22 protein-coding genes are annotated in these 16,622 nt (G+C 65.6%); 1 reads left to right on the top strand and 21 read right to left on the bottom strand.

All coding sequences use genetic code 11. The annotated features are described in order from the left end of the window. The 8 genes from AC1DOG_RS09410 to AC1DOG_RS09375 are packed head-to-tail and all read right to left on the bottom strand — an operon-like array spanning nucleotide 1 to nucleotide 7,384. Entirely contained in the window at nucleotides 1-3,846 is a 3,846-nt protein-coding gene (locus AC1DOG_RS09410) for a baseplate multidomain protein megatron (protein ID WP_477927545.1), read from the bottom strand. Further along, nucleotides 3,847-4,281, bottom strand: a complete 435-nt coding sequence (locus tag AC1DOG_RS09405) for an NlpC/P60 family protein (protein WP_477927543.1) — start codon at nucleotides 4,279-4,281, stop codon at nucleotides 3,847-3,849. It abuts the gene before it with no gap. Further along, entirely contained in the window at nucleotides 4,278-5,168 is an 891-nt protein-coding gene (locus AC1DOG_RS09400) for a DUF2163 domain-containing protein (RefSeq protein ID WP_477927541.1), read from the bottom strand. Before AC1DOG_RS09400 ends, AC1DOG_RS09405 begins: the two co-directional genes overlap by 4 nt. After that, nucleotides 5,165-5,803, bottom strand: a complete 639-nt coding sequence (locus AC1DOG_RS09395) for a phage distal tail protein, Rcc01695 family (protein WP_477927539.1) — start codon at nucleotides 5,801-5,803, stop codon at nucleotides 5,165-5,167. The genes AC1DOG_RS09400 and AC1DOG_RS09395 overlap by 4 nt, the downstream gene beginning before the upstream one ends. A gap of 7 nt (nucleotides 5,804-5,810) precedes the next feature. Then, nucleotides 5,811-6,356 (bottom strand): phage tail tape measure protein, encoded by a 546-nt coding sequence (locus AC1DOG_RS09390; RefSeq protein WP_477927537.1) that lies wholly within the window; start codon nucleotides 6,354-6,356, stop codon nucleotides 5,811-5,813. Next, on the bottom strand, nucleotides 6,346-6,591 hold the full coding sequence (locus tag AC1DOG_RS09385) for a rcc01693 family protein (RefSeq protein ID WP_477927535.1): 246 nt from the start codon (nucleotides 6,589-6,591) through the stop codon (nucleotides 6,346-6,348). Before AC1DOG_RS09385 ends, AC1DOG_RS09390 begins: the two co-directional genes overlap by 11 nt. Before the next feature lie 11 nt (nucleotides 6,592-6,602). Then, entirely contained in the window at nucleotides 6,603-6,977 is a 375-nt protein-coding gene (locus tag AC1DOG_RS09380; protein ID WP_477927533.1) for a gene transfer agent family protein, read from the bottom strand. After that, nucleotides 6,977-7,384, bottom strand: coding sequence for a phage major tail protein, TP901-1 family (locus tag AC1DOG_RS09375; protein ID WP_113011121.1), 408 nt, complete (start codon nucleotides 7,382-7,384; stop codon nucleotides 6,977-6,979). Before AC1DOG_RS09375 ends, AC1DOG_RS09380 begins: the two co-directional genes overlap by 1 nt. 129 nt (nucleotides 7,385-7,513) lie before the next feature. On the opposite strand from AC1DOG_RS09375, the gene AC1DOG_RS09370 reads away from it, so the two are divergent. Further along, nucleotides 7,514-8,728 (top strand): MFS transporter, encoded by a 1,215-nt coding sequence (locus tag AC1DOG_RS09370; protein WP_477927531.1) that lies wholly within the window; start codon nucleotides 7,514-7,516, stop codon nucleotides 8,726-8,728. A 21-nt stretch (nucleotides 8,729-8,749) separates the two neighbouring features. On the opposite strand, the gene AC1DOG_RS09365 is transcribed toward AC1DOG_RS09370, so the two are convergent. From AC1DOG_RS09365 to AC1DOG_RS09305, 13 genes are all read right to left on the bottom strand, one after another. After that, nucleotides 8,750-9,160: a DUF3168 domain-containing protein gene (locus AC1DOG_RS09365; protein WP_477927529.1), complete on the bottom strand. Its 411-nt coding sequence runs from the start codon at nucleotides 9,158-9,160 to the stop codon at nucleotides 8,750-8,752. After that, on the bottom strand, nucleotides 9,157-9,492 hold the full coding sequence (locus AC1DOG_RS09360; RefSeq protein WP_477927527.1) for a phage head closure protein: 336 nt from the start codon (nucleotides 9,490-9,492) through the stop codon (nucleotides 9,157-9,159). The genes AC1DOG_RS09365 and AC1DOG_RS09360 overlap by 4 nt, the downstream gene beginning before the upstream one ends. A 13-nt stretch (nucleotides 9,493-9,505) precedes the next feature. Further along, entirely contained in the window at nucleotides 9,506-10,060 is a 555-nt protein-coding gene (locus AC1DOG_RS09355; protein ID WP_477927525.1) for a head-tail connector protein, read from the bottom strand. 291 nt (nucleotides 10,061-10,351) lie between these two features. Then, nucleotides 10,352-11,608, bottom strand: coding sequence for a phage major capsid protein (locus tag AC1DOG_RS09350; RefSeq protein WP_477927523.1), 1,257 nt, complete (start codon nucleotides 11,606-11,608; stop codon nucleotides 10,352-10,354). 25 nt (nucleotides 11,609-11,633) lie between these two features. Further along, nucleotides 11,634-12,242: an HK97 family phage prohead protease gene (locus tag AC1DOG_RS09345; RefSeq protein ID WP_477927521.1), complete on the bottom strand. Its 609-nt coding sequence runs from the start codon at nucleotides 12,240-12,242 to the stop codon at nucleotides 11,634-11,636. 38 nt (nucleotides 12,243-12,280) lie between these two features. Continuing rightward, on the bottom strand, nucleotides 12,281-12,598 hold the full coding sequence (locus tag AC1DOG_RS09340; protein ID WP_477927519.1) for a DUF6107 family protein: 318 nt from the start codon (nucleotides 12,596-12,598) through the stop codon (nucleotides 12,281-12,283). A 209-nt stretch (nucleotides 12,599-12,807) separates the two neighbouring features. Beyond that, complete coding sequence (locus tag AC1DOG_RS09335) at nucleotides 12,808-13,116, bottom strand: type II toxin-antitoxin system RelE/ParE family toxin (protein ID WP_477927517.1); 309 nt, start codon at nucleotides 13,114-13,116, stop codon at nucleotides 12,808-12,810. After that, nucleotides 13,113-13,373, bottom strand: a complete 261-nt coding sequence (locus AC1DOG_RS09330) for a CopG family ribbon-helix-helix protein (protein ID WP_111561014.1) — start codon at nucleotides 13,371-13,373, stop codon at nucleotides 13,113-13,115. The genes AC1DOG_RS09335 and AC1DOG_RS09330 overlap by 4 nt, the downstream gene beginning before the upstream one ends. After that, a complete protein-coding gene (locus AC1DOG_RS09325) occupies nucleotides 13,370-14,011 on the bottom strand; it encodes an alpha-ketoglutarate-dependent dioxygenase AlkB (RefSeq protein WP_477927515.1) in 642 nt (213 codons plus the stop codon). Before AC1DOG_RS09325 ends, AC1DOG_RS09330 begins: the two co-directional genes overlap by 4 nt. A gap of 47 nt (nucleotides 14,012-14,058) precedes the next feature. Further along, nucleotides 14,059-15,216, bottom strand: a complete 1,158-nt coding sequence (locus AC1DOG_RS09320; protein WP_477927513.1) for a phage portal protein — start codon at nucleotides 15,214-15,216, stop codon at nucleotides 14,059-14,061. A gap of 164 nt (nucleotides 15,217-15,380) precedes the next feature. Beyond that, nucleotides 15,381-15,782, bottom strand: coding sequence for a hypothetical protein (locus AC1DOG_RS09315; protein ID WP_037111316.1), 402 nt, complete (start codon nucleotides 15,780-15,782; stop codon nucleotides 15,381-15,383). A gap of 126 nt (nucleotides 15,783-15,908) precedes the next feature. Beyond that, on the bottom strand, nucleotides 15,909-16,103 hold the full coding sequence (locus AC1DOG_RS09310; protein ID WP_477927511.1) for a hypothetical protein: 195 nt from the start codon (nucleotides 16,101-16,103) through the stop codon (nucleotides 15,909-15,911). 35 nt (nucleotides 16,104-16,138) lie between these two features. Further along, the gene (locus AC1DOG_RS09305; protein ID WP_113199260.1) at nucleotides 16,139-16,462 is read right to left on the bottom strand and encodes a type II toxin-antitoxin system HicB family antitoxin; all 324 of its coding nucleotides are present in this window, start codon (nucleotides 16,460-16,462) and stop codon (nucleotides 16,139-16,141) included. Nucleotides 16,463-16,622: the final 160 nt, after the last annotated feature.

The following is a 16,622-nucleotide window of genomic DNA, read 5'->3' as shown; positions in this document are numbered from 1 at the left end:
TCACGTCTGAAAGATCGCCCGCGCAGGCAGTCCCAGCGGCACGCGCTCGCCAAGCTGACGGATCGTCACCGCAAGGTTCGTCTGCCGCTCGCCGAAATCGAGCACCTCGTCGGCGAGCGGATAGGTCCATTCCGGCGTCGCGACCTCTACCGTCCGGACCACGATGTCAGCGCCATCAAGCACCTCGACCCGGTAGCGTTCGAAGGGTTCGTCGAGCGGAATATCGGCACCGGTCCAGCTGTCGGCATTGTCGCGTCCGCGCCTTGTCCAGGCGATCACGGTATCGCCGGCATCCGTGCGTCGGCAGCGCAGATGCACCGGGGCGAGCGGTGTTTCGGCGCGCAGGCCGCCCGCGAACATGAACGGTCCCGCCATCGCAAGCGAACCGGCTGCCTCGGCGATCCAGTTGAGCGACAGGCCGGCCTCGTCGCCACGCAGCCCGAGCGGCTTGACCGCCTCGTCGAGCAACACGACCGCCGCACCCTCGGGAATGCCCGAGACCATCGCATCCTCGGTGCCCGCAAGCCCGCGCAGCAAGCCGCCGAGCCGCCATCGCCCGGCCGCGATCTCGTCGGCCTGCAGGAAGGACAGGATTTCCCAGACACCACTCATCGAGCGCACGGCCAACCGATTGGCGCCGTTCAGCACCGATATCTCGGCCGCCGAGGACAGCTCGCCGTAAGCCAGATCGACGATCAGCGGCTGGGACCAATCGAAGCGGCCGGTAACAGCCGGTGCCAATGCGGACGCAAGAGTCCCCATCGTTGCCGGACGGTCGAGCACCGCCCTGCCCCGATAGCCCTCCGTCGTCGCCGATGACGACAGGCCGACGGTGCGCCAGGGCTTGGCGAAGACGGCGCCTCGCGCGAAGCTCGTCGCTGCCTCGCCGTCGAAGCGCGGGAGATCCATGAGATGCACGAGCGGCTTGAACAGGTTCGAGGCGCTGCCACCACCATTTCGGCCATCGGTCACCGCAGGCGGAGCGCCGCCCGAGGATGGCGCAAAGGCTCGCGCCTCGATGCGACGGGCATCGCCATCCTCGATGCGCGAGACCAGGAAGCGGCCATCGGGACCATCCGCGAGCGAGACGACATCGCCCGGCTGCACATCGAGCCGGCCGGGTGCCAGCGAGAAGCGCAGCGAGCGGCGGGCGATTCTGACGTCGCGCAGCAGAGCCTCGGCCGCATCGAGCGCCGTTTCCTCGGCAAGGACGGCGGGCAGATCCTGCTTGATCAGCCGGCTCGTCGCCTGCCCGGCGCGGTGCGAGCGGGCGCTTGCCTGCTCGTAGTCGAGATCGGGATTGTAGAAGGTCATCACCGCCTCGGCGGCGAAATCGCTGTCGTGGCCGCGCGTCTCCTGCCAAAGCGGTTCATTCTCGCTGTCGACGAGCGTTTCGATCCGCATCGCCGGCAGGCTGGCGCGCGTGCGCGAGCGGAAGCGCAGCAGGCCGGCATCCTCGAAGGCATCGATCTGGAACGCCTGCAGCAGCGGCTCGATCAGATCGCGGGCCGAACCGAGTTCGCCCTTGACGTAACCGATCAGGTCGCCGCTCACCTCGGAGACGTCGAAATCAACAAAGCCATGGTCGCGCAGCACCGCCGCCATTACATCGGCCAGGGTGCCGGCGCCGAGCCGACCATTCAGCCAATGGCCGGTGCGCCAATTGCCACCATCGGACCAGACATCCGTTGCCAGCGGAAAGGCCGGGAAAGGCCGCGCATCCCAGCACCAGACGAAGAGATGCGAGGGATCGACCATGTCGGCGGGCGCGTCATCGCCGGCCCACCAGAGATGGTGCGCTTCGAGAAAGCGGCGCTGCATGCTGTCCGAGCGCATGCCGGTCGAGAAATACGGAGCCCCGCTTTCCACCGACTTCGGGTCGGCAAAGACATTGGGCTGGTTGGCGCCCTTGTCGACGGCGCCGCAGCCGAGTTCGGTGAACCAGACCGGCTTGCCCGACGGGATCCACGCCGTCGGTGCCGCGCGCTCGGCGCCGCCGATGCGCTCATGATGCGGATTGGCCCACCAGGCGGCGATATCCTTGTAGCGGAAGACCCAGGGCTTGCCGGCGAGGCCATCGGTGATCGGGCTGCGCTGCCGGGCTTCGCGGGCATCGCCATCCGCGTAGTACCAGTCGAAGCCCTCGCCGGAGCTTATCGCCGCCGTCAGCGCGTCCCGATCGTCGGCAAGCCGGAAGCCGTCGGGATTGGCGCTGGCCAGATCGTCGTCGCGCCAGTCGGCGAGCGGCATGTAATTGTCGATCCCGACGGCATCGATATCGGGCGAAGCCCAGAGCGGGTCGAGATGGAAATAGACGTCGCCGCTGCCGTCAGCCGGGTGATAGCCGAAATACTCGCTCCAATCGGCGCCATAGGTGATCTTCGCCGCCGGCAGTAGCGCCCTGACATCGCCCGCCAGCCGCACCAGCGCCTCGACGAAGGGAAAGGCACCGCCAACATCGCGCAGCTGCGTCAGGCCGCGCAGTTCGGAGCCGATGAGAAAGCCATCAACCCCGCCCGCAAGGCGCGACAGTTGCGCATAGTGCAGGACGAAACGCCGGTAACTCTCCTCGCCACCATGATAAGCCACATGGCCGTTCGCGACCGTAAAATCGCCCGCCTGCGCATTGCCGGCGAAGGCCTGAACCTGCCCGCGCGCGGCGGCAGTACGATCGGCGCTAGCAGGCCGCCCCGGTGCGGGATCGCAGGTGATGCGGCCGCGCCAGGGATAGGACGCCTGATGCGCGCCGCCATAGGGATCGGCAAGGCCGTTATCGGCGGGGATATCCATCATCACGAAGGGATAGAGATAGACCTCAAGGCCTCGGCTCCTGAGATCGGCGATCGCCGAGAGCACGCTGGCATCATCAGGCGTGCCGCCATAGGCCGGGCCGCCATTGTTGCGGCTGACGAGATGGGCCGCGCCGCGCGCGATGCCGGAGACCGACCACGGAGCGCTTTCCTCCGCGCGGCTCGCCACCTCGACGCCGGGCACCACACGGCATTGGCCGGCGCGCAGATCGGTGCCGAACCACGAGACCACGAGCGCCACGCGCTCGAGATTGGGGCAAAGCGCCATCAGCTCGTCGATCGAGATATCCCAATCGCTCGTACCGCGCAGGCTGTTACGGTTGAGAATGCGGGCGCTGCCGGCACCGAGGCTCTCCGAGACCTGCGCCAGCTGATAACCATGCTCGGTGGCGCCGGGGATGATGCAGACGGCCCTGATCTCATTTTCCAGCTCACCGACCGATCTTACGACCTCGAACTGCAGCAGCGGAATGCGGTTTCCATAGGCATCGAGCGGCAGCCGCTCGAAGACGACATAGGCAAGCCCGCGATAGGCAGGCGCATTGCCCGCCCCCTGCTTGGCCTCGATCAGCGGATCGGGCAGCTGCGTGTCATCGCCACGATAGACGCGCATCTCGATCCTGGTGAGATCCAGTTCCTTGCCATCGGCCCAGACGCGCCTGACATGCCCGATCTGCCCTTCCGCCAGGCCGACCGCGAGATTTGCAAAGTAGCGGAAACTCTCCACCCGGGTGCCGCCGGTCGCCTTGCCGCCCTGCCGCTCGCTGGTCACCTCCTCCTCGAAGCGCGTCGCCCAGATCAGCGTACCGCCGACGCGCACACTGCCATAGACGCGGTTGATCGCAGTGCCCTCGTCGGCACCGGGAATGCGGGCGCTCGACAGATGCGCGCCGCGCACGGTGGAGCGCCCGTTGATCAGCGCGCGATCGACGACACTGCCGGCAAGCGCGCCCGCCGCGCGGCCGATGATGGCGCCGACAGGGCCGAAGACGCTGCCGAGTGCCGCGCCGGCGGCCTGGAAGAGGAGCGTTGCCATCTATCTCTCCGGAAAACGAAAGACGCCCGATATGCGGCGGCGCCAGCTCGGCACCAACGGTGAAGCGACCACCGCCGCCTGCTCATAGGCATGGATGAACTGCCGCTCGCCCGACAGAATACCGGCATGCTTGGCGGCGAGCTGCGGGCGCCAGCGAAATAGGAGCACGTCACCCGGTCTTGCTTCGACAAGCGGCAGCGGCGGGCCGAAATGCCGGAGTGCGGCCTCCATCAGCCGATCCCCGCCGCCGCGTTCGGCCCAATCCGGCGCATAGGGCGGCGGGCGCTCCGGCTCGGCGCGGTAAAGCTCGCGCCAGATGCCCCGGATCAACCCGAGACAATCGCAGCCGACGCCCTTGAGCGAGGCCTGATGCCTGTAGGGCGTGCCGATCCAGCCTTCGGCCAGCCGCAGCACTTGTGTTGAAATGTCGGTCATTTGAACAGCGCGCTCCCGTCATGAAGGGTCTCGCCATCGGCATAGGTGTAGGCGAAATCGGTGCCGGGGATGTGCGGGAAACCGCGGAAATTCAGGTGGTTGGCGAACTTCGTTCGGCAGGTGGAGAAAGCCTTGTCGCAGCCCGCCGTCAGCACGACGCGGTCGCCCGCACTTGGGGTGGCCTCGAGCGGCAACCAAAGCGTCACCTCCAGCAGACCGTCCTTCACCGCATGCGTCTCGATCTCCAACCGCTGGCCTTGATTGTCGCCATCGAGAAAACTGAGCACACCGAAACGAAAGAAGCCGTCCGGCACGGCGCGAACGCCCGAGAGCAAAAGCCGGCTGGCATCCGGCACCGAGACCACCACGCCTTCGGCACGCATCGCGGGTGCCGAGAGATCGACGCCGCATCTGCTATCGCCAAGCGTGGCGTCGCAGCGCCGGCCATAGACGCGGCCTTGCGGCTCGCCGAGGCGGCTGGCGAAGCTGCGCAGTTCCGCCTGAAACTGGCCGGCATCGCGCGTGACATCGCCGATTTCCTGCACCTTCAAGAGCATGTGCTGGCCAGGGTCCGCCCAGTTGACGAGATGCACCTCGACGCGGGCGCCGTCATAGCGGCCGCGCGTCAGATCCTCCTCGGTCATCGCCGCGCTGGAAAAGCCGCCGGCGACATCGCTGGTGGCGGCCGGCAAGCCCGCTTCTTCTTCCGCCGCACTGGCGGAAAAGCCGCTCGCCGCCAGGAAGGTCGTGCCCGCGAAGGTCAGGTCGTGATCGTGTTCCGTAAACCCAAGCACGACGCCATCACGGCGCGTCACCCGCCAGGCGTGGCAGAGCGTCGTGGCGTCGCCCGCAAGATGCGCGGCGAGCGCGTCCGGAATATGCCTCATGGCATGATCTCCATCAGCGGAATGGTGGGAATGCGCCCGGCATTGAAGGCCGAGAGGTTGATGTCGATGCGCCCGGTCGCAAAGCGCACCGGCACGTCGAACAGGAACCCCGCCGTCACCGACGCACCCTCCGGCGGAACGACATCCGCCGCGAAAGTGACGATACCGGTCGTGGGGTCGCACATGAAGGCGGAAGCCGGCTGTGGCACGCCATCGACCGCGACGACAACCGAGCCCTCGACGGGTTTCTCAATCCAGCGCGTGCTGCTGGCCCCGGCATCGCCATAGGTCTTGGCGAGCGGGAACGCGACGGCCACGCCATCGCCGATGCCGATCGACTGGTCGCCGGGTCCGATCTCGGCGCCCGGGCGTGTCGAACTCCAGTCGATCGGATCGCGAAAACGGAAGCCATAAAGCTCGCCGCTGCGGGCCTCGAAGAACTCCAACACCTCGTAGAGATCGGCCACCGAACGCAGGCCGGAGCCGGCGTCATAGCTGCGCCGCGCATCGCGCCAGCGGCTGTTGCGGCTTTCGCGGCCGTTGGAGAGATTGACGATATCGGTGCGCCTGACCGGCCCGCCGCTTGTCGACAAAGACAGGCGCAGCGGAAAGCGCACCTCGTGGAAACCAGACATCATCACCTCACAGGTTGCGCTGGCCGCGCATCGCGGTGCGCGCCAGCATCGAGGAAATCTGCGCCTCGCTCTTTCGGAAGCTCTCGGCATCCGTCGCGCTAACGTTGAAGACGATCTGCGGCTGCGAGCCCGCCCCCGAAGCGGCGACGCCGAGCGAACCGTCGGCGCCGCGCCGCAAGGGCAGGATCGCTTCGCTGCCCGCCTCGCCCATCAGCCCCATGTCGCCGCCGAGAGGAAAATAGGTGGGCTGCGAAACCACACCGCCATCGGCGAAGGGCAGCAGCTTGCCGGCGCCACCGAAGAGACTGGAGGCGGCGCCCGAGAGCATCGTCTCCAACGGCTTCAGACCGGCCTGTAGCGCGATATCCGTCATGCGATTGGCCAGCCCACGCAACACATCGTCCAGCCCCTTGCCGCCCGAGACCGCGCTGCGCAGCGCCCCTGACAGCGCCGAGCCGAAGGAGCGCGAGCGGCCCTCGAGATCGTCCAGCGCGCGCCGCAGCGTCGCCGCCTCGTCGGTCATGGCTGAGAGGTCCGTCTGATCATCGGTCATGGTCGTTCCTCGTTTCGTGTATCGTCCGGCTGTCCGGAAAACGGGCCATCAGCCCATCGAGATCGGCGCGGGAGACGGCGGGACGCGGCGGCGAGAGGCCACCGGCGGCGGCGTGAAATTCCACCGGCGTCATCGCCCAGAAGGATTGCGGGGGAAGCCGCAGCAGGCAGAGACCGACATGCAGAACCCGCGCCCAGGGGAAAGGCGTGGGCCCCGCACTGTCCGTGGTCTTCATGCCCGCTGCGGCTAGAGGGGGCGCGCGGAGGCGTCCGCGCCATCCCCCGAAAACGTCGCCGTCAGCAAATCGCCGACGATCGCGGCATAGCCGCCGATGCCGCCCTCGATATCGGCCTCCGCCACATCCTCGTCGGAATAGAGATTGCCGCCGCCGCGCAGGCCGGCGCCGATGATGCGGATCATATCCGCCGCCTTCAGCCGGCCGCCGGAGAAACGCTCGGCCAGCCCATTCAGGCTATCGACCGAAAACGCCGTCTCAAGCTCCGCCAAGGCCCCCAGCGTCAGACACAAAACCCGCCGCTCGCCGTCGATCTCGGCCTCGATCTCGCCACGCCGGCGGTTGGCTCTTCGCCCGATGGCGGCCCCTTGCCGCCCGCCCGCCATCACAGCACCTCGAAGCTGATCGCACCGGCCGATTCCAGCGCCAGCTCGAACATCACCTCGCCATTATACTGGCCGGAATATTCGAGCGCGCTCGCCTGGAACGGCCCGGTGACGCTGCCGAAATCCGGCACGACAATCTGCCAGCTCAGGATCGAGGCATTGAAGAAGGCGTTGCGCACCAGCTGGTCGGAGGCCGCGTCTTTGAAGATGCCTGAACCCGACACCGAAGCCCGCTGCACGCCGGCGCCGCCCAAAAGCTCGCGCCAGCGCCCGGCGCTTTCGGCATCGGTCACATCCACCGTCTCGGCATTGAAGGCCAGCCGCTTCGAGCGCAGCCCCGCCACCGTTTCATAATCCGTGCCGTTGAAAACCCTCAACAGCAGATCCTTGCCCTTCTGCGCCACCATGGCCTCATCCCTTTCACGAAAAAGGGCGCCCCGATGGGACGCCCGCGATGTCATCGACTTGTCACTTTGAACCTGGCGGCGAAGATGCTACGACCGCTTTGATCCCTTCCCTTCGCCGAAATCCACACCATGTCCCGGGCCTTCCCGCTGCGTTCGACACAGATGATTGCCGTGCTCACCGTGACGCAGCTCATCGGCTGGGGCACGACGTTCGACATGCTTGGTGTCATGGGCCGGGTGATCGCGCCCGATCTTGGGCTGGCGAACGAAATCGTCTTTGGCGGCCTGACCGTGATGATGGTCGTCCTTGCGCTTCTCGGCCCGACGATCGGCCGGCTGTTGCAGCGCCACGGCGCCGTGCCCGTGCTTGCCGCCTCATCCGTCACTTTCGCCGCCGGCCTTCTCATGCTGGCCGCGACAGAGGGTATCGTGCTCTATACGATCTCCTGGATCGTGATCGGCATCGGCGGCGCGCTCGGCCTGACGGCGCCGACCTATACCGCCGTCGTCGAGCGCGAGGGCCTCAACAGCAAACGCGTCATCGCCATCCTGATGCTCTTTACCGGGCTCTCCAGCGCGCTGTTCTGGCCGATCCTCAGCATGCTCGATGCCCAGTTCGGCTGGCGGATCACCTTCATCATCTGCGCGGCGCTGCAATTGTGCGTCTGCCTGCCGCTCTATCTCTTCGGCCTGCCGCGCCCGGCCGCCGCGCAAGAGGGATCCACCGAGATGCATGCGGCGCCGGTCGATCTTTCGCCTGACGATCGCCGCAAGGCCTTCCTGCTGCTTGCGGCGGCAACGACGCTATCGAGCTTCGTGACCTTCGGCCTGGCGCCATCGCTGCTGGAGGTCCTGCGCCAATACGGCGCCGCGCCGGTGCTCGCGCTACAGCTCGGCTCGGCGCGTGGGGTCATCGGCATAACGGCGCGCGGCATGGACATGCTGCTCGGCAAGCGCGGCAGCCCCATCGTCAGCGCCATCGCCGGGATCGGCCTGATGGTGGCGAGCTTCGGAGTGATCCTCATCGTCCCGCCCTCGACATCGCTTCTGGTCGGCTTCATCGTGATCTACAGTTTCGGCGCCGGCGTCATGGCCGTTGCCCGCGCGCTGCTGCCGCTGGCGCTGTTTTCGCCGCGCGAATACGGCCTGCAGGCCGCCCGCCTGTCGCTGCCGCAAAACATCGCCAACGCCGCCGGCCCCATCATCTTCACCGCCATCCTCGACCGCGCCGGCGCCGGCATGGTGATGGCCCTGTGCTGCACGCTCGCAGCACTCGCCTTCGGCCTCGTGCTGATGCTGGCAAGCCTTATCCGCCGCGCGAAGCCGGTTATTCAGGTCGCCTGAGCCAGCGCACACGTCGCAAACTCAGCTAATGACAGCCTCCGTCACCGCCCGGAACCGGATCTCGGCGACATGCAGCCTGGTCTTCTGTTCACGCCGGGTGCGGCTCGAAAGATGCAGCAGGCCGACCAGGTGGTGCGTTTCCAGCGATAGCGGCGCGTCATGCAACAAGGCGTGCAGGCGTTCGGCAATGGTCGCGGCCTCTTTCCGGCCGCCGGCGTCGGTCCAGATTTCGAGCGTCAGCAGGTGCTCGGCGCCGGTTTCGGTCGCCGTGGAATAGTCGTTGCTTACTAGATCGGCGACGATGATGGCGGGGAGTTTTCGGCCGGAGACCAAGCGGTCGCGCAGGCCTTCGGGGCCGATCACGGCGGACAGTTCCGTGTCGTCGGCAAGGCGCGCCTGGATGGCAGTCAGCAATTGGTTGGCGGCGCTCATCGGCCCTCCTCCTCGCACAGGCAGGCGAGATAGTTGCCACGCTCGTCGGGGTCGCGCCAGGCACGGATCGCAAAGACGCGCGCGCCCTTGCGCAGCCGCATGCCGGCTTGGATATCGTCGCGGAAGCGCAGCCAGATGCGGTGCGTCAGCGTGAAGACATCGGCGCCCGCCTGTTCCTCGCGCAGTTCGCTCACCGGTTCGATGCGGGCCCAGAATGAGGCAGTCTCGATAAACGAGACGGTGGCGCCGCCCTGGCCATCCGAGGTTTCGACGGGCGCTTCCAGCGCCAGCCGCGCCGTCATCTGGCCGGGGTCGAAGAAGACCGAGCGCATCAGAGCCTCCTGATCATGAAGGGGCGATCAGGCGGTCGTAGCCTGCGGGAATATCCGCCGGCTGATCCTCCGCCGCGACCGTGCCCCTGAACGCAAACATCTGCGCGACATGCATCAGCATCGCCCGCTTCAGCGTATCCGGCACCTCGGCACCGCTCTCGCCGAAGCCTGAGGTGAAGTCGATCTCGATACCGTTGATCTGCTGGCCCGCACAGACGGCGCGGCCGAGCACGAGGCGCGCAGGGCGGGCGTGGCCGTCGAGGATATGGCCGGTCAACGGGAGTTGGAGCTCTTCGCCCGAGGCGTCGTAAAGTGTCAGGCTTTCAATGGCTTGGACCGGACCTCTCGCGATCTGAATCACGCCGTCTTCAGGAACTGAATCAAGATAGAGGCGCCAGGTCTGGGTGATGAGGCTGAGGCCGGTGGTGCGCTCCAGGTGCTCGCGTGCGGTGCGGATGAGGGCGGCGAGCAGCGTGTCCTCGTTGGTGTCGTCGAGGCGGAGGTGGGATTTGGTCTCGGCGAGGGTGATGGGTTCGGATGCGGGTGGGGTGACGAGGGCGTAGGTCATGGGTGGGGTTCCTGGTGATATGGTGTGATGGGTGCCTGTGAGAGGCTGGAGCAAGTGGCCCCCTCATCCGCCTGCCGGCACCTTCTCCCCGCTGGGGAGAAGAGACTCGGGGCGGGCCGCTCGCGCCGACCTCCCCTTCTCCCCCACGGGGAGAAGGTGGCCCGAAGGGTCGGATGAGGGGCTCCGGGCGCGACACAAGCTACATTCGGGCCACTAGGTACTACGCCAACCGCATTCGACGCCGCGCGGCACAACCTCAGCCGCACCGCGCCCGGAGCCCCCCTCACCCACTCAACTCACCGCAAACTTCACCAGCTTGATCGCCTCGAAGTTCTGCACCCCGCCGCCAACCCGTTTCGTCGTGTAAAACAACACATACGGCTTGGCCGAATAGGGGTCGCGCAGCACCCGCACGCCCGTGCGATCAACCACCAGATAGCCCGCACGAAAATCCCCGAAGGCGATGGCCATCGCATTGGCAGCGATGTCAGGCATGTCCTCCGCCTCGACGACGGGGAAGCCAACCAGCGAGGCGGCTTCGCCTGCCGTTGCCGGCGGTTGCCAGAGGTAGCGGCCTTCGGCGTCCTTCAGCTTGCGCACCTCGGCCTGGGTTCTGCGGTTCATCACGAAGTTGGCGTTCTGGCGATGGCCGGCCTTCAGCGAGTAGATCGTGTCGATCAGCGTGTCGGAGGCCCCGGTCGCCTTGAAGCCGCCGGCGGCGCCGGTGGCGATGTAGCCGAGATTGCCCCAGCTCCAGGCGCTGTCGGCGACCGCGGTATAGGCCAGCAGCCCCTTCGGCTTGTTGACACCATCGCCGGCGACGAAGGCCGCGCCTTCCTGCTCGGCGAAGACCGTGTCGACCTCGCTCGAAATCCACGCCTCGATATCGACGGCGGCATCGTCCAGCAGCGCCTGGGTGGCGGCCGGCATGGCGTAGAGTTCCATCGTCGGGAAAGAGAGCTCGGCAAGCTGGGCGCCATTGGTCTGCGGCCGCGCCGCGGTCTCGGCCACCCAACCGGAGGCCATGCCGGAGATCGCGAAGGGCTTCTTCAGCACAGCACCGGAGACCTGGCGCACGGTCGCGATCGAGCGTATCGGCGACACGACGGAGAGGCGACGGCCGATGGCGCTGTCGGTCTCGTCGGGCACGAGATAGCCGCCATCGGCGCCGGAGCCCGATGACATCGCCTTGGCCTCGATCTCGCGCAGGCCGGCCTCGTCGCCGCGGCGGATATACTGCTCGAAAGCCTGCTTGTGCTCGGTGGTTTCTGCGCCCAACGATGCGGTGCGGCCGAGCGGCGGGCGGGCCTTTTTCAGTGCTAGCTGGTCCAGCACCTTCTTCTGCTCGTCCATCGCGCGGCTGATGCGGTCCATCTTGTCGCGGGTGACGACGTCGGATGTCAGCTTCTGCTCGATCTCGCCGAGCCTGGCGTCGTTGGTTTCCTTGAAGGCCTCGAAGGCTTCCATGAACTCGTCGAAGGCGGCGGTCATTTCCGGCGCGGCCTTGATCTCGGGGGCGATTTTCTCGGCAATCTGCGTGTTGGTCATTGCGGAATCATCCTTTTTTGAAGGTCTACTTGAAGGTGTCTTGCAGCATCATCCGGGCGGCCCGGCGCATGGCGCGGACGAGCTCGGTCTCCTTGTCGCGGAACCACCGCGCATTCTTGATGTTCTGCACGCGGGCGGACGGCAGCATGGGGAAGGTCACCACCGAGATCTCCCAGAGGTCGGCCTCCAGGATCCGGCGCACCCCGGACTTGGCGTCGGTCTTGGCGCGGACGGTGCGAAAGCCGATCGACAGGCCATCCAGCGCGCCGTTCTTCAAAAGCTGGTGCACCTCGCGGGCGCGGCTGACGCCATCGGCGAGCACGCCCTCGACATAGAGCCCGCGGCTATCTTCGCGGATCGTCTTCCAGGCGCCGATCGGCTCGGCCGGGTCATGCTGGAAGAGCATGCGCACGCCCGCCGCGCCGCGTGTCTTCAGCGAGCGCAGAAAGGCGCCGCGCTCGATCGCATCCTTGCCGAGATCGACCTCGCCGAAAACGCTGGCATAGCCGGAAAAGGTGCCATCGCGGCTGAGGCCACGCAGCTCCAGATTGGCGAACTTGCGCGTATCCGCGCCGGGAATGGCCCGGGTGGACAAGCGCGTGGGGGTTCGCGCCAGCGCGCGGCTTGCGGTCATGATCATGCTCCTCGTTTCATGGATATTTGGCCGGTGCCTTACCGGTTACGGGCGCCGTATCGGCCGGCGATGCGCTGGAGAATGCCGAGGCCCCACCATGCGCAGAGGCTGGAGGCGGCCGAGCCCGACAGCATCACCTCGACCGCGGAGAGCTGGCCGACCAGATCCAGCCGCTCGGCGATCCAGATCCCACTGGGGCCGCCAAAGACGATGCCGCAGGAAAGCCCGGTGAAAAACCGGCTCGCCGCCTCGCGCCGACTCTTCGGCAAAAGATAGATCAGCGACACGGCGGCACCCGCCGACGCGCCCAGCGCCCTGGTCGCCCAGAGACTGGTATCGTTGGAGAAATCGGCCATTGGTTTGGGCCTTTGTGGTGGGGGTGTGTGGGTGCGCGAGAGACGCGCGTCTTCCGTCGCAGCGATGCTACGGCCGGTTCAATTCTGCTGTCTTTTGAATCTGTTGCGGACAGCCGCTCCAAGATTGAGTCCGGCTGTTCACACGATGAATCAATTGCCGATGAGATCGGCCCAACAAGGTTCAAAACCCGCGCGGTGCTCTTGACGCGTCAGTCGCTCTCGTCGAGCCCGTCATCCCTGTCCAGTTGCTCGCGCTGTCTACCGTGAGTGATGTCCGAGACCATGATAGCATCGCGGCCAATGCGGTAGGTAATGATATAGGGGCCGACGACCAACTGACGGCGTCCCGACAGCATTGGCACAGGAGCACCGATCTGAGGATAGGCGGCGAGCCTTCTGATGCCGCCCTGAATTCGCGCCATGGCGGTGTCGGCAGCGCGGGAATTGAACGCGCTCAGATAGCCATATTCGTGGCTGAGATAGTCGGCGGCATCCTTGGAAAGAATGACCTTCATCATGCCGCGTCATCTCTGGGAGAGGATGTCAGCTCCCGCATGAACTCCTCGAAATCGACGGTCTCGCCATTGCGGATCTGCTCTTCGCCCTTCAGCGTCTGCAGAACATCATTCCCCTCTTCCATCAGGTAATATTTCAGCGCCCGGACAATGACCCAGCTGCGGCTGCGGTCGGTGGCCTTGGCGATGGTCTCGATGTCCTTCAGCATGTCTTCTGGAATGCGCAGGGCAATCGGGTCGGAGAGAACGGGCTTGGTCATCGGCTGGCTCCTCGATTTGTAATACGGTGTATAACAAATTTCGAAGCGGGCCTCAACGCAATCCCTTCATCCGTCGTCTTGACCACATTGCGAAACGTCAGCGATATCCGCCGCCGCCGTACGCGCTTTTCGCCGTCGACGATATCGGCAAGCCGCGCTGGAATCTCGTGCGTCCATTCATAGCGCGCCGGGCCATCCATCTTCAGCAGCGAACGCGGCTCCAGCATCAACCTCCGCTTCTCGCCGGTAGCAGGATGACGGAAAATCATTTCGCAGGGTGACAGCAGGCTGAGCGAGGCGATGTTGTCGCCGAAGCACGGCACGCAATCGACATGGGCGCTGATCCCCTGCCCCGAATGATATTCGTTGGCGATCACCTGATCGGGCGGCTGTACGAAGTGCTGACCCGATACCAGGCGGGCAACCACGTCGCGAAGCCAATCCGGCAGCGCCCCAAGATAGGCATCACCGGTCACCGCCCTGGCGCGATAGTCATAGCGGTATCCGAAATGCTGGACGCGGCGTTTCAGGGTTTCGTCCCAGCGCGATCCATCCAGCGCCGCGACGAGCGCGTCAGCCATATCCTCGGAGATGAAACCCGGCTGGTATGTCAGACCGTGAGGAAGCTTTGAGTGCATCGCTATAATTTACACTCCATGCCTGCAATTGGCCATACGCCCCCCCCTCAATACCCCACCGCCTGCCGCTTCTCCTCATCCGTCAGAAACGCCGCCTCGCCCACGCGTTTCCAGAGCTCGCCGCGCTCGGCCGAGAGACCCGCGACCTTGTCGAGATCCGGCTCCAGCCGCAGCCCATCGCCATAGCCTTGCGCCGCCCAGGAGGATAGCGCCGCCAGCGTGCGGGTCAGCATCGGCAGCACCGTCAGCCTGTAGAAGGCGCGGTTGGCTTCCTGGTAGTTGGCGTAGGTGTTGTCGCCGGGGATGCCGAGCAGCATGGGGGGCACGCCGAAGGCGAGCGCGATGTCGCGGGCGGCGCCATTGCGGGCCTCGACGAAGTCCATGTCCTTGGGCGAAAGGCCCATGGATTTCCAGTCGAGCCCGCCTTCGAGCAGCAGCGGCCGGCCGGCGCGCATCGGGCCGGAATAGCCCTCGTCGAGCTCCTGTTTCAGCCGTTCATATTGATCGGGCGAGAGATTGCCGCCCTCCTTGGGCTGGTAGACGAGCGCGCCGGAGGGGCGCGCGGAATTATCCAGCAGCGCCTTGTTCCAGGTGGCGGCCGCATTGGAGAGATCGAGCGCCACCTGGGCGGCGGCCAGCGGCGGAAAGCCGAGATGGTCGTCGAGCGGATGGAAGAGTTTCAAGTGCAGCAGGCCGAGCCCGTTAGTCTCGACGGGAAAGCGGCGGACGAGGCCGCCGGCGCGGTAGTCATAGGCCTCCGGCCAGCCGTCGCGGCCCTCGACGATGCCGATGCGATCGGGCCTGAGCAGATGCAGCTCGCGCAACGCGCCGCCGATCTCGACCGGCTCGACATAGGCATTGCCCGRGAGCAGCAGATGGCCGTAAAGCGCCTCGAAGAAATCGGGGCCGCTCATGCGGGCATTCGGCTGGCGCAGCAGATGAAGCAGCGGGTGATCCGGCCGCTCGCGGTCCTGCTCGTAGATGAGCAGCGGTACGCAAGCGGCGGCTTCCGAGACCATTCTCACGCAGCGATGCGCCACCGGATTGCGCATGAAGCCCTCGCGCGACAGCGATGCGTAGGAGCGGCCGGTCCAGCTCGCCCTACCCTCCGATGTCAGCGACAGGAAGCCGCCCGCGGCTTTGCGCTCGGGCACAGGTGTACGGCCCGCCGCGGAGCCCCACGGCAGGAGAGATCGAAGGTTCATGATCCGGTTTCCTGATGTCTGCCACCGGCACTCGATTGGCCGGTGCTATCGTCTGTACAGGGCGATGAAGCCCAAGCCGTCTCAAGGGCGGCGGTCGCGGGCATGTCCCCGCGACGTGGATGCTCAAGAAGGACGCGTGGCCGGATCCTGTCCGGCCGCCAGCATCACAGCGCCGAGCCGATGATGTTGCAAAGCCCGGTGCGCACCACTTCCTTGGTGGTCAGCTGGCCGGCCTGGATATCGAAGACGGCATCGACGCGAACGCCGGAACCCTTCTGGCGGGCGACGACGCGCAGGGTCTGGATGCGGCCGCTGCCTGTCGTTTCCTGGTAGGCGTCCACCGAGGAGAGCTCCTTGTTGACCTTGATGCCGGAGAAGCCCTCGGCGGCGACCGCCTGGGCGAGGTTCTTCAAGACGGCGGCGGATTTCGCCTTCGGAAACTCCTGCCACGTCTTGTAGCTCAGCGCCGTCATCATCGGTACGCCCGACACCTTGAAATTCGCCTCGCAGGAAGCCGCCTCGGCCAACCCCGCGCCCGAAAGCAGCAGCGCCGCCGTCATCACCATGATCTTCAATTTCATCTCCTGAAACGTGTGTTTTCCCAACTCAATGGGAATATCCGACTTCAGGTTGAAATAAAACCGGAAATATGCACGCGGCGGCAACCGGCGCGTTTGTGGCGCTTGAGAGTGTCAGTTGCGATCCTTACGCGCCGGGATCGGGCGCCATTGACGCACGGGGAGCGTCTTCAGCAACGTCTCCATACTCTCGAAGGCGACAACGCTCTGCTGTACGCTGAAGTCACCGCCGTCGATGCGGCGGGCGGCCTCGATCGCATCGGCGAAGAACCCGTCGAGATCGGTGATCTGCAGCCTAACCTCTTGCATATGCAATCTCCGGGTCTGACGTCCGTATCCTACCATCAATCGACCTTCTCCGCGATCGCCTCGCAGATCCACGCATTTAGCGACTTGTCCTCATCCGCGGCAGCCATGGCCGCGCGACGGTGCAGCGTGGGGTCCATGCGGATGTTAAGCGAGCCCTTGAAGGGCTTCTCGGGATCGCGGCCTTCATCGATGCAGGTCTGGATATAATCGTCGATCAAAGCCCGTGCGGTAGCTTCCACCAATCTGGAATCCTCGCACTCCGCCAGCAGGAGATCGTCGATATGCAGTATCTTGATGAACAGCGTACCGTCCTGATACTCGACCGAGGCCTGATAGCCCTTGTAGGTGATCGGCTTCATAGCTCTTTCCTGTCAATCAGACCGTTGCGTATCCGGTTGGCACGATTGATCGCCCATCATCGCAACTGAATTCCAGTCGCAACGAGTACAGACAGTTCTTGTTAGCAACAAGCCAATTTGCAAGGCCGCCTCGTTGGCGAACGACAGGCACGAACAGCCA

This window comes from Rhizobium sp. 01N48, assembly GCF_056399145.1.
The sequence above is the reverse complement of the archived record's forward strand: the minus strand, read 5'-3'. Positions and strand labels throughout refer to the sequence as shown.

Bases quoted from the DNA above. Each gene is read 5' to 3' on its own strand.
- AC1DOG_RS09410 (WP_477927545.1), bottom strand. From the start codon at position 3,846: ATGGCAACGCTCCTCTTCCAGGCCGCCGGCGCGGCACTCGGCAGCGTC.
- AC1DOG_RS09405 (WP_477927543.1), bottom strand. From the start codon at position 4,281: ATGACCGACATTTCAACACAAGTGCTGCGGCTGGCCGAAGGCTGGATC.
- AC1DOG_RS09400 (WP_477927541.1), bottom strand. From the start codon at position 5,168: ATGAGGCATATTCCGGACGCGCTCGCCGCGCATCTTGCGGGCGACGCC.
- AC1DOG_RS09395 (WP_477927539.1), bottom strand. From the start codon at position 5,803: ATGTCTGGTTTCCACGAGGTGCGCTTTCCGCTGCGCCTGTCTTTGTCG.
- AC1DOG_RS09390 (WP_477927537.1), bottom strand. From the start codon at position 6,356: ATGACCGATGATCAGACGGACCTCTCAGCCATGACCGACGAGGCGGCG.
- AC1DOG_RS09385 (WP_477927535.1), bottom strand. From the start codon at position 6,591: ATGAAGACCACGGACAGTGCGGGGCCCACGCCTTTCCCCTGGGCGCGG.
- AC1DOG_RS09380 (WP_477927533.1), bottom strand. From the start codon at position 6,977: ATGGCGGGCGGGCGGCAAGGGGCCGCCATCGGGCGAAGAGCCAACCGC.
- AC1DOG_RS09375 (WP_113011121.1), bottom strand. From the start codon at position 7,384: ATGGTGGCGCAGAAGGGCAAGGATCTGCTGTTGAGGGTTTTCAACGGC.
- AC1DOG_RS09370 (WP_477927531.1), top strand. From the start codon at position 7,514: ATGTCCCGGGCCTTCCCGCTGCGTTCGACACAGATGATTGCCGTGCTC.
- AC1DOG_RS09365 (WP_477927529.1), bottom strand. From the start codon at position 9,160: ATGAGCGCCGCCAACCAATTGCTGACTGCCATCCAGGCGCGCCTTGCC.
- AC1DOG_RS09360 (WP_477927527.1), bottom strand. From the start codon at position 9,492: ATGCGCTCGGTCTTCTTCGACCCCGGCCAGATGACGGCGCGGCTGGCG.
- AC1DOG_RS09355 (WP_477927525.1), bottom strand. From the start codon at position 10,060: ATGACCTACGCCCTCGTCACCCCACCCGCATCCGAACCCATCACCCTC.
- AC1DOG_RS09350 (WP_477927523.1), bottom strand. From the start codon at position 11,608: ATGACCAACACGCAGATTGCCGAGAAAATCGCCCCCGAGATCAAGGCC.
- AC1DOG_RS09345 (WP_477927521.1), bottom strand. From the start codon at position 12,242: ATGACCGCAAGCCGCGCGCTGGCGCGAACCCCCACGCGCTTGTCCACC.
- AC1DOG_RS09340 (WP_477927519.1), bottom strand. From the start codon at position 12,598: ATGGCCGATTTCTCCAACGATACCAGTCTCTGGGCGACCAGGGCGCTG.
- AC1DOG_RS09335 (WP_477927517.1), bottom strand. From the start codon at position 13,116: ATGATGAAGGTCATTCTTTCCAAGGATGCCGCCGACTATCTCAGCCAC.
- AC1DOG_RS09330 (WP_111561014.1), bottom strand. From the start codon at position 13,373: ATGACCAAGCCCGTTCTCTCCGACCCGATTGCCCTGCGCATTCCAGAA.
- AC1DOG_RS09325 (WP_477927515.1), bottom strand. From the start codon at position 14,011: ATGCACTCAAAGCTTCCTCACGGTCTGACATACCAGCCGGGTTTCATC.
- AC1DOG_RS09315 (WP_037111316.1), bottom strand. From the start codon at position 15,782: ATGGTGATGACGGCGGCGCTGCTGCTTTCGGGCGCGGGGTTGGCCGAG.
- AC1DOG_RS09310 (WP_477927511.1), bottom strand. From the start codon at position 16,103: ATGCAAGAGGTTAGGCTGCAGATCACCGATCTCGACGGGTTCTTCGCC.
- AC1DOG_RS09305 (WP_113199260.1), bottom strand. From the start codon at position 16,462: ATGAAGCCGATCACCTACAAGGGCTATCAGGCCTCGGTCGAGTATCAG.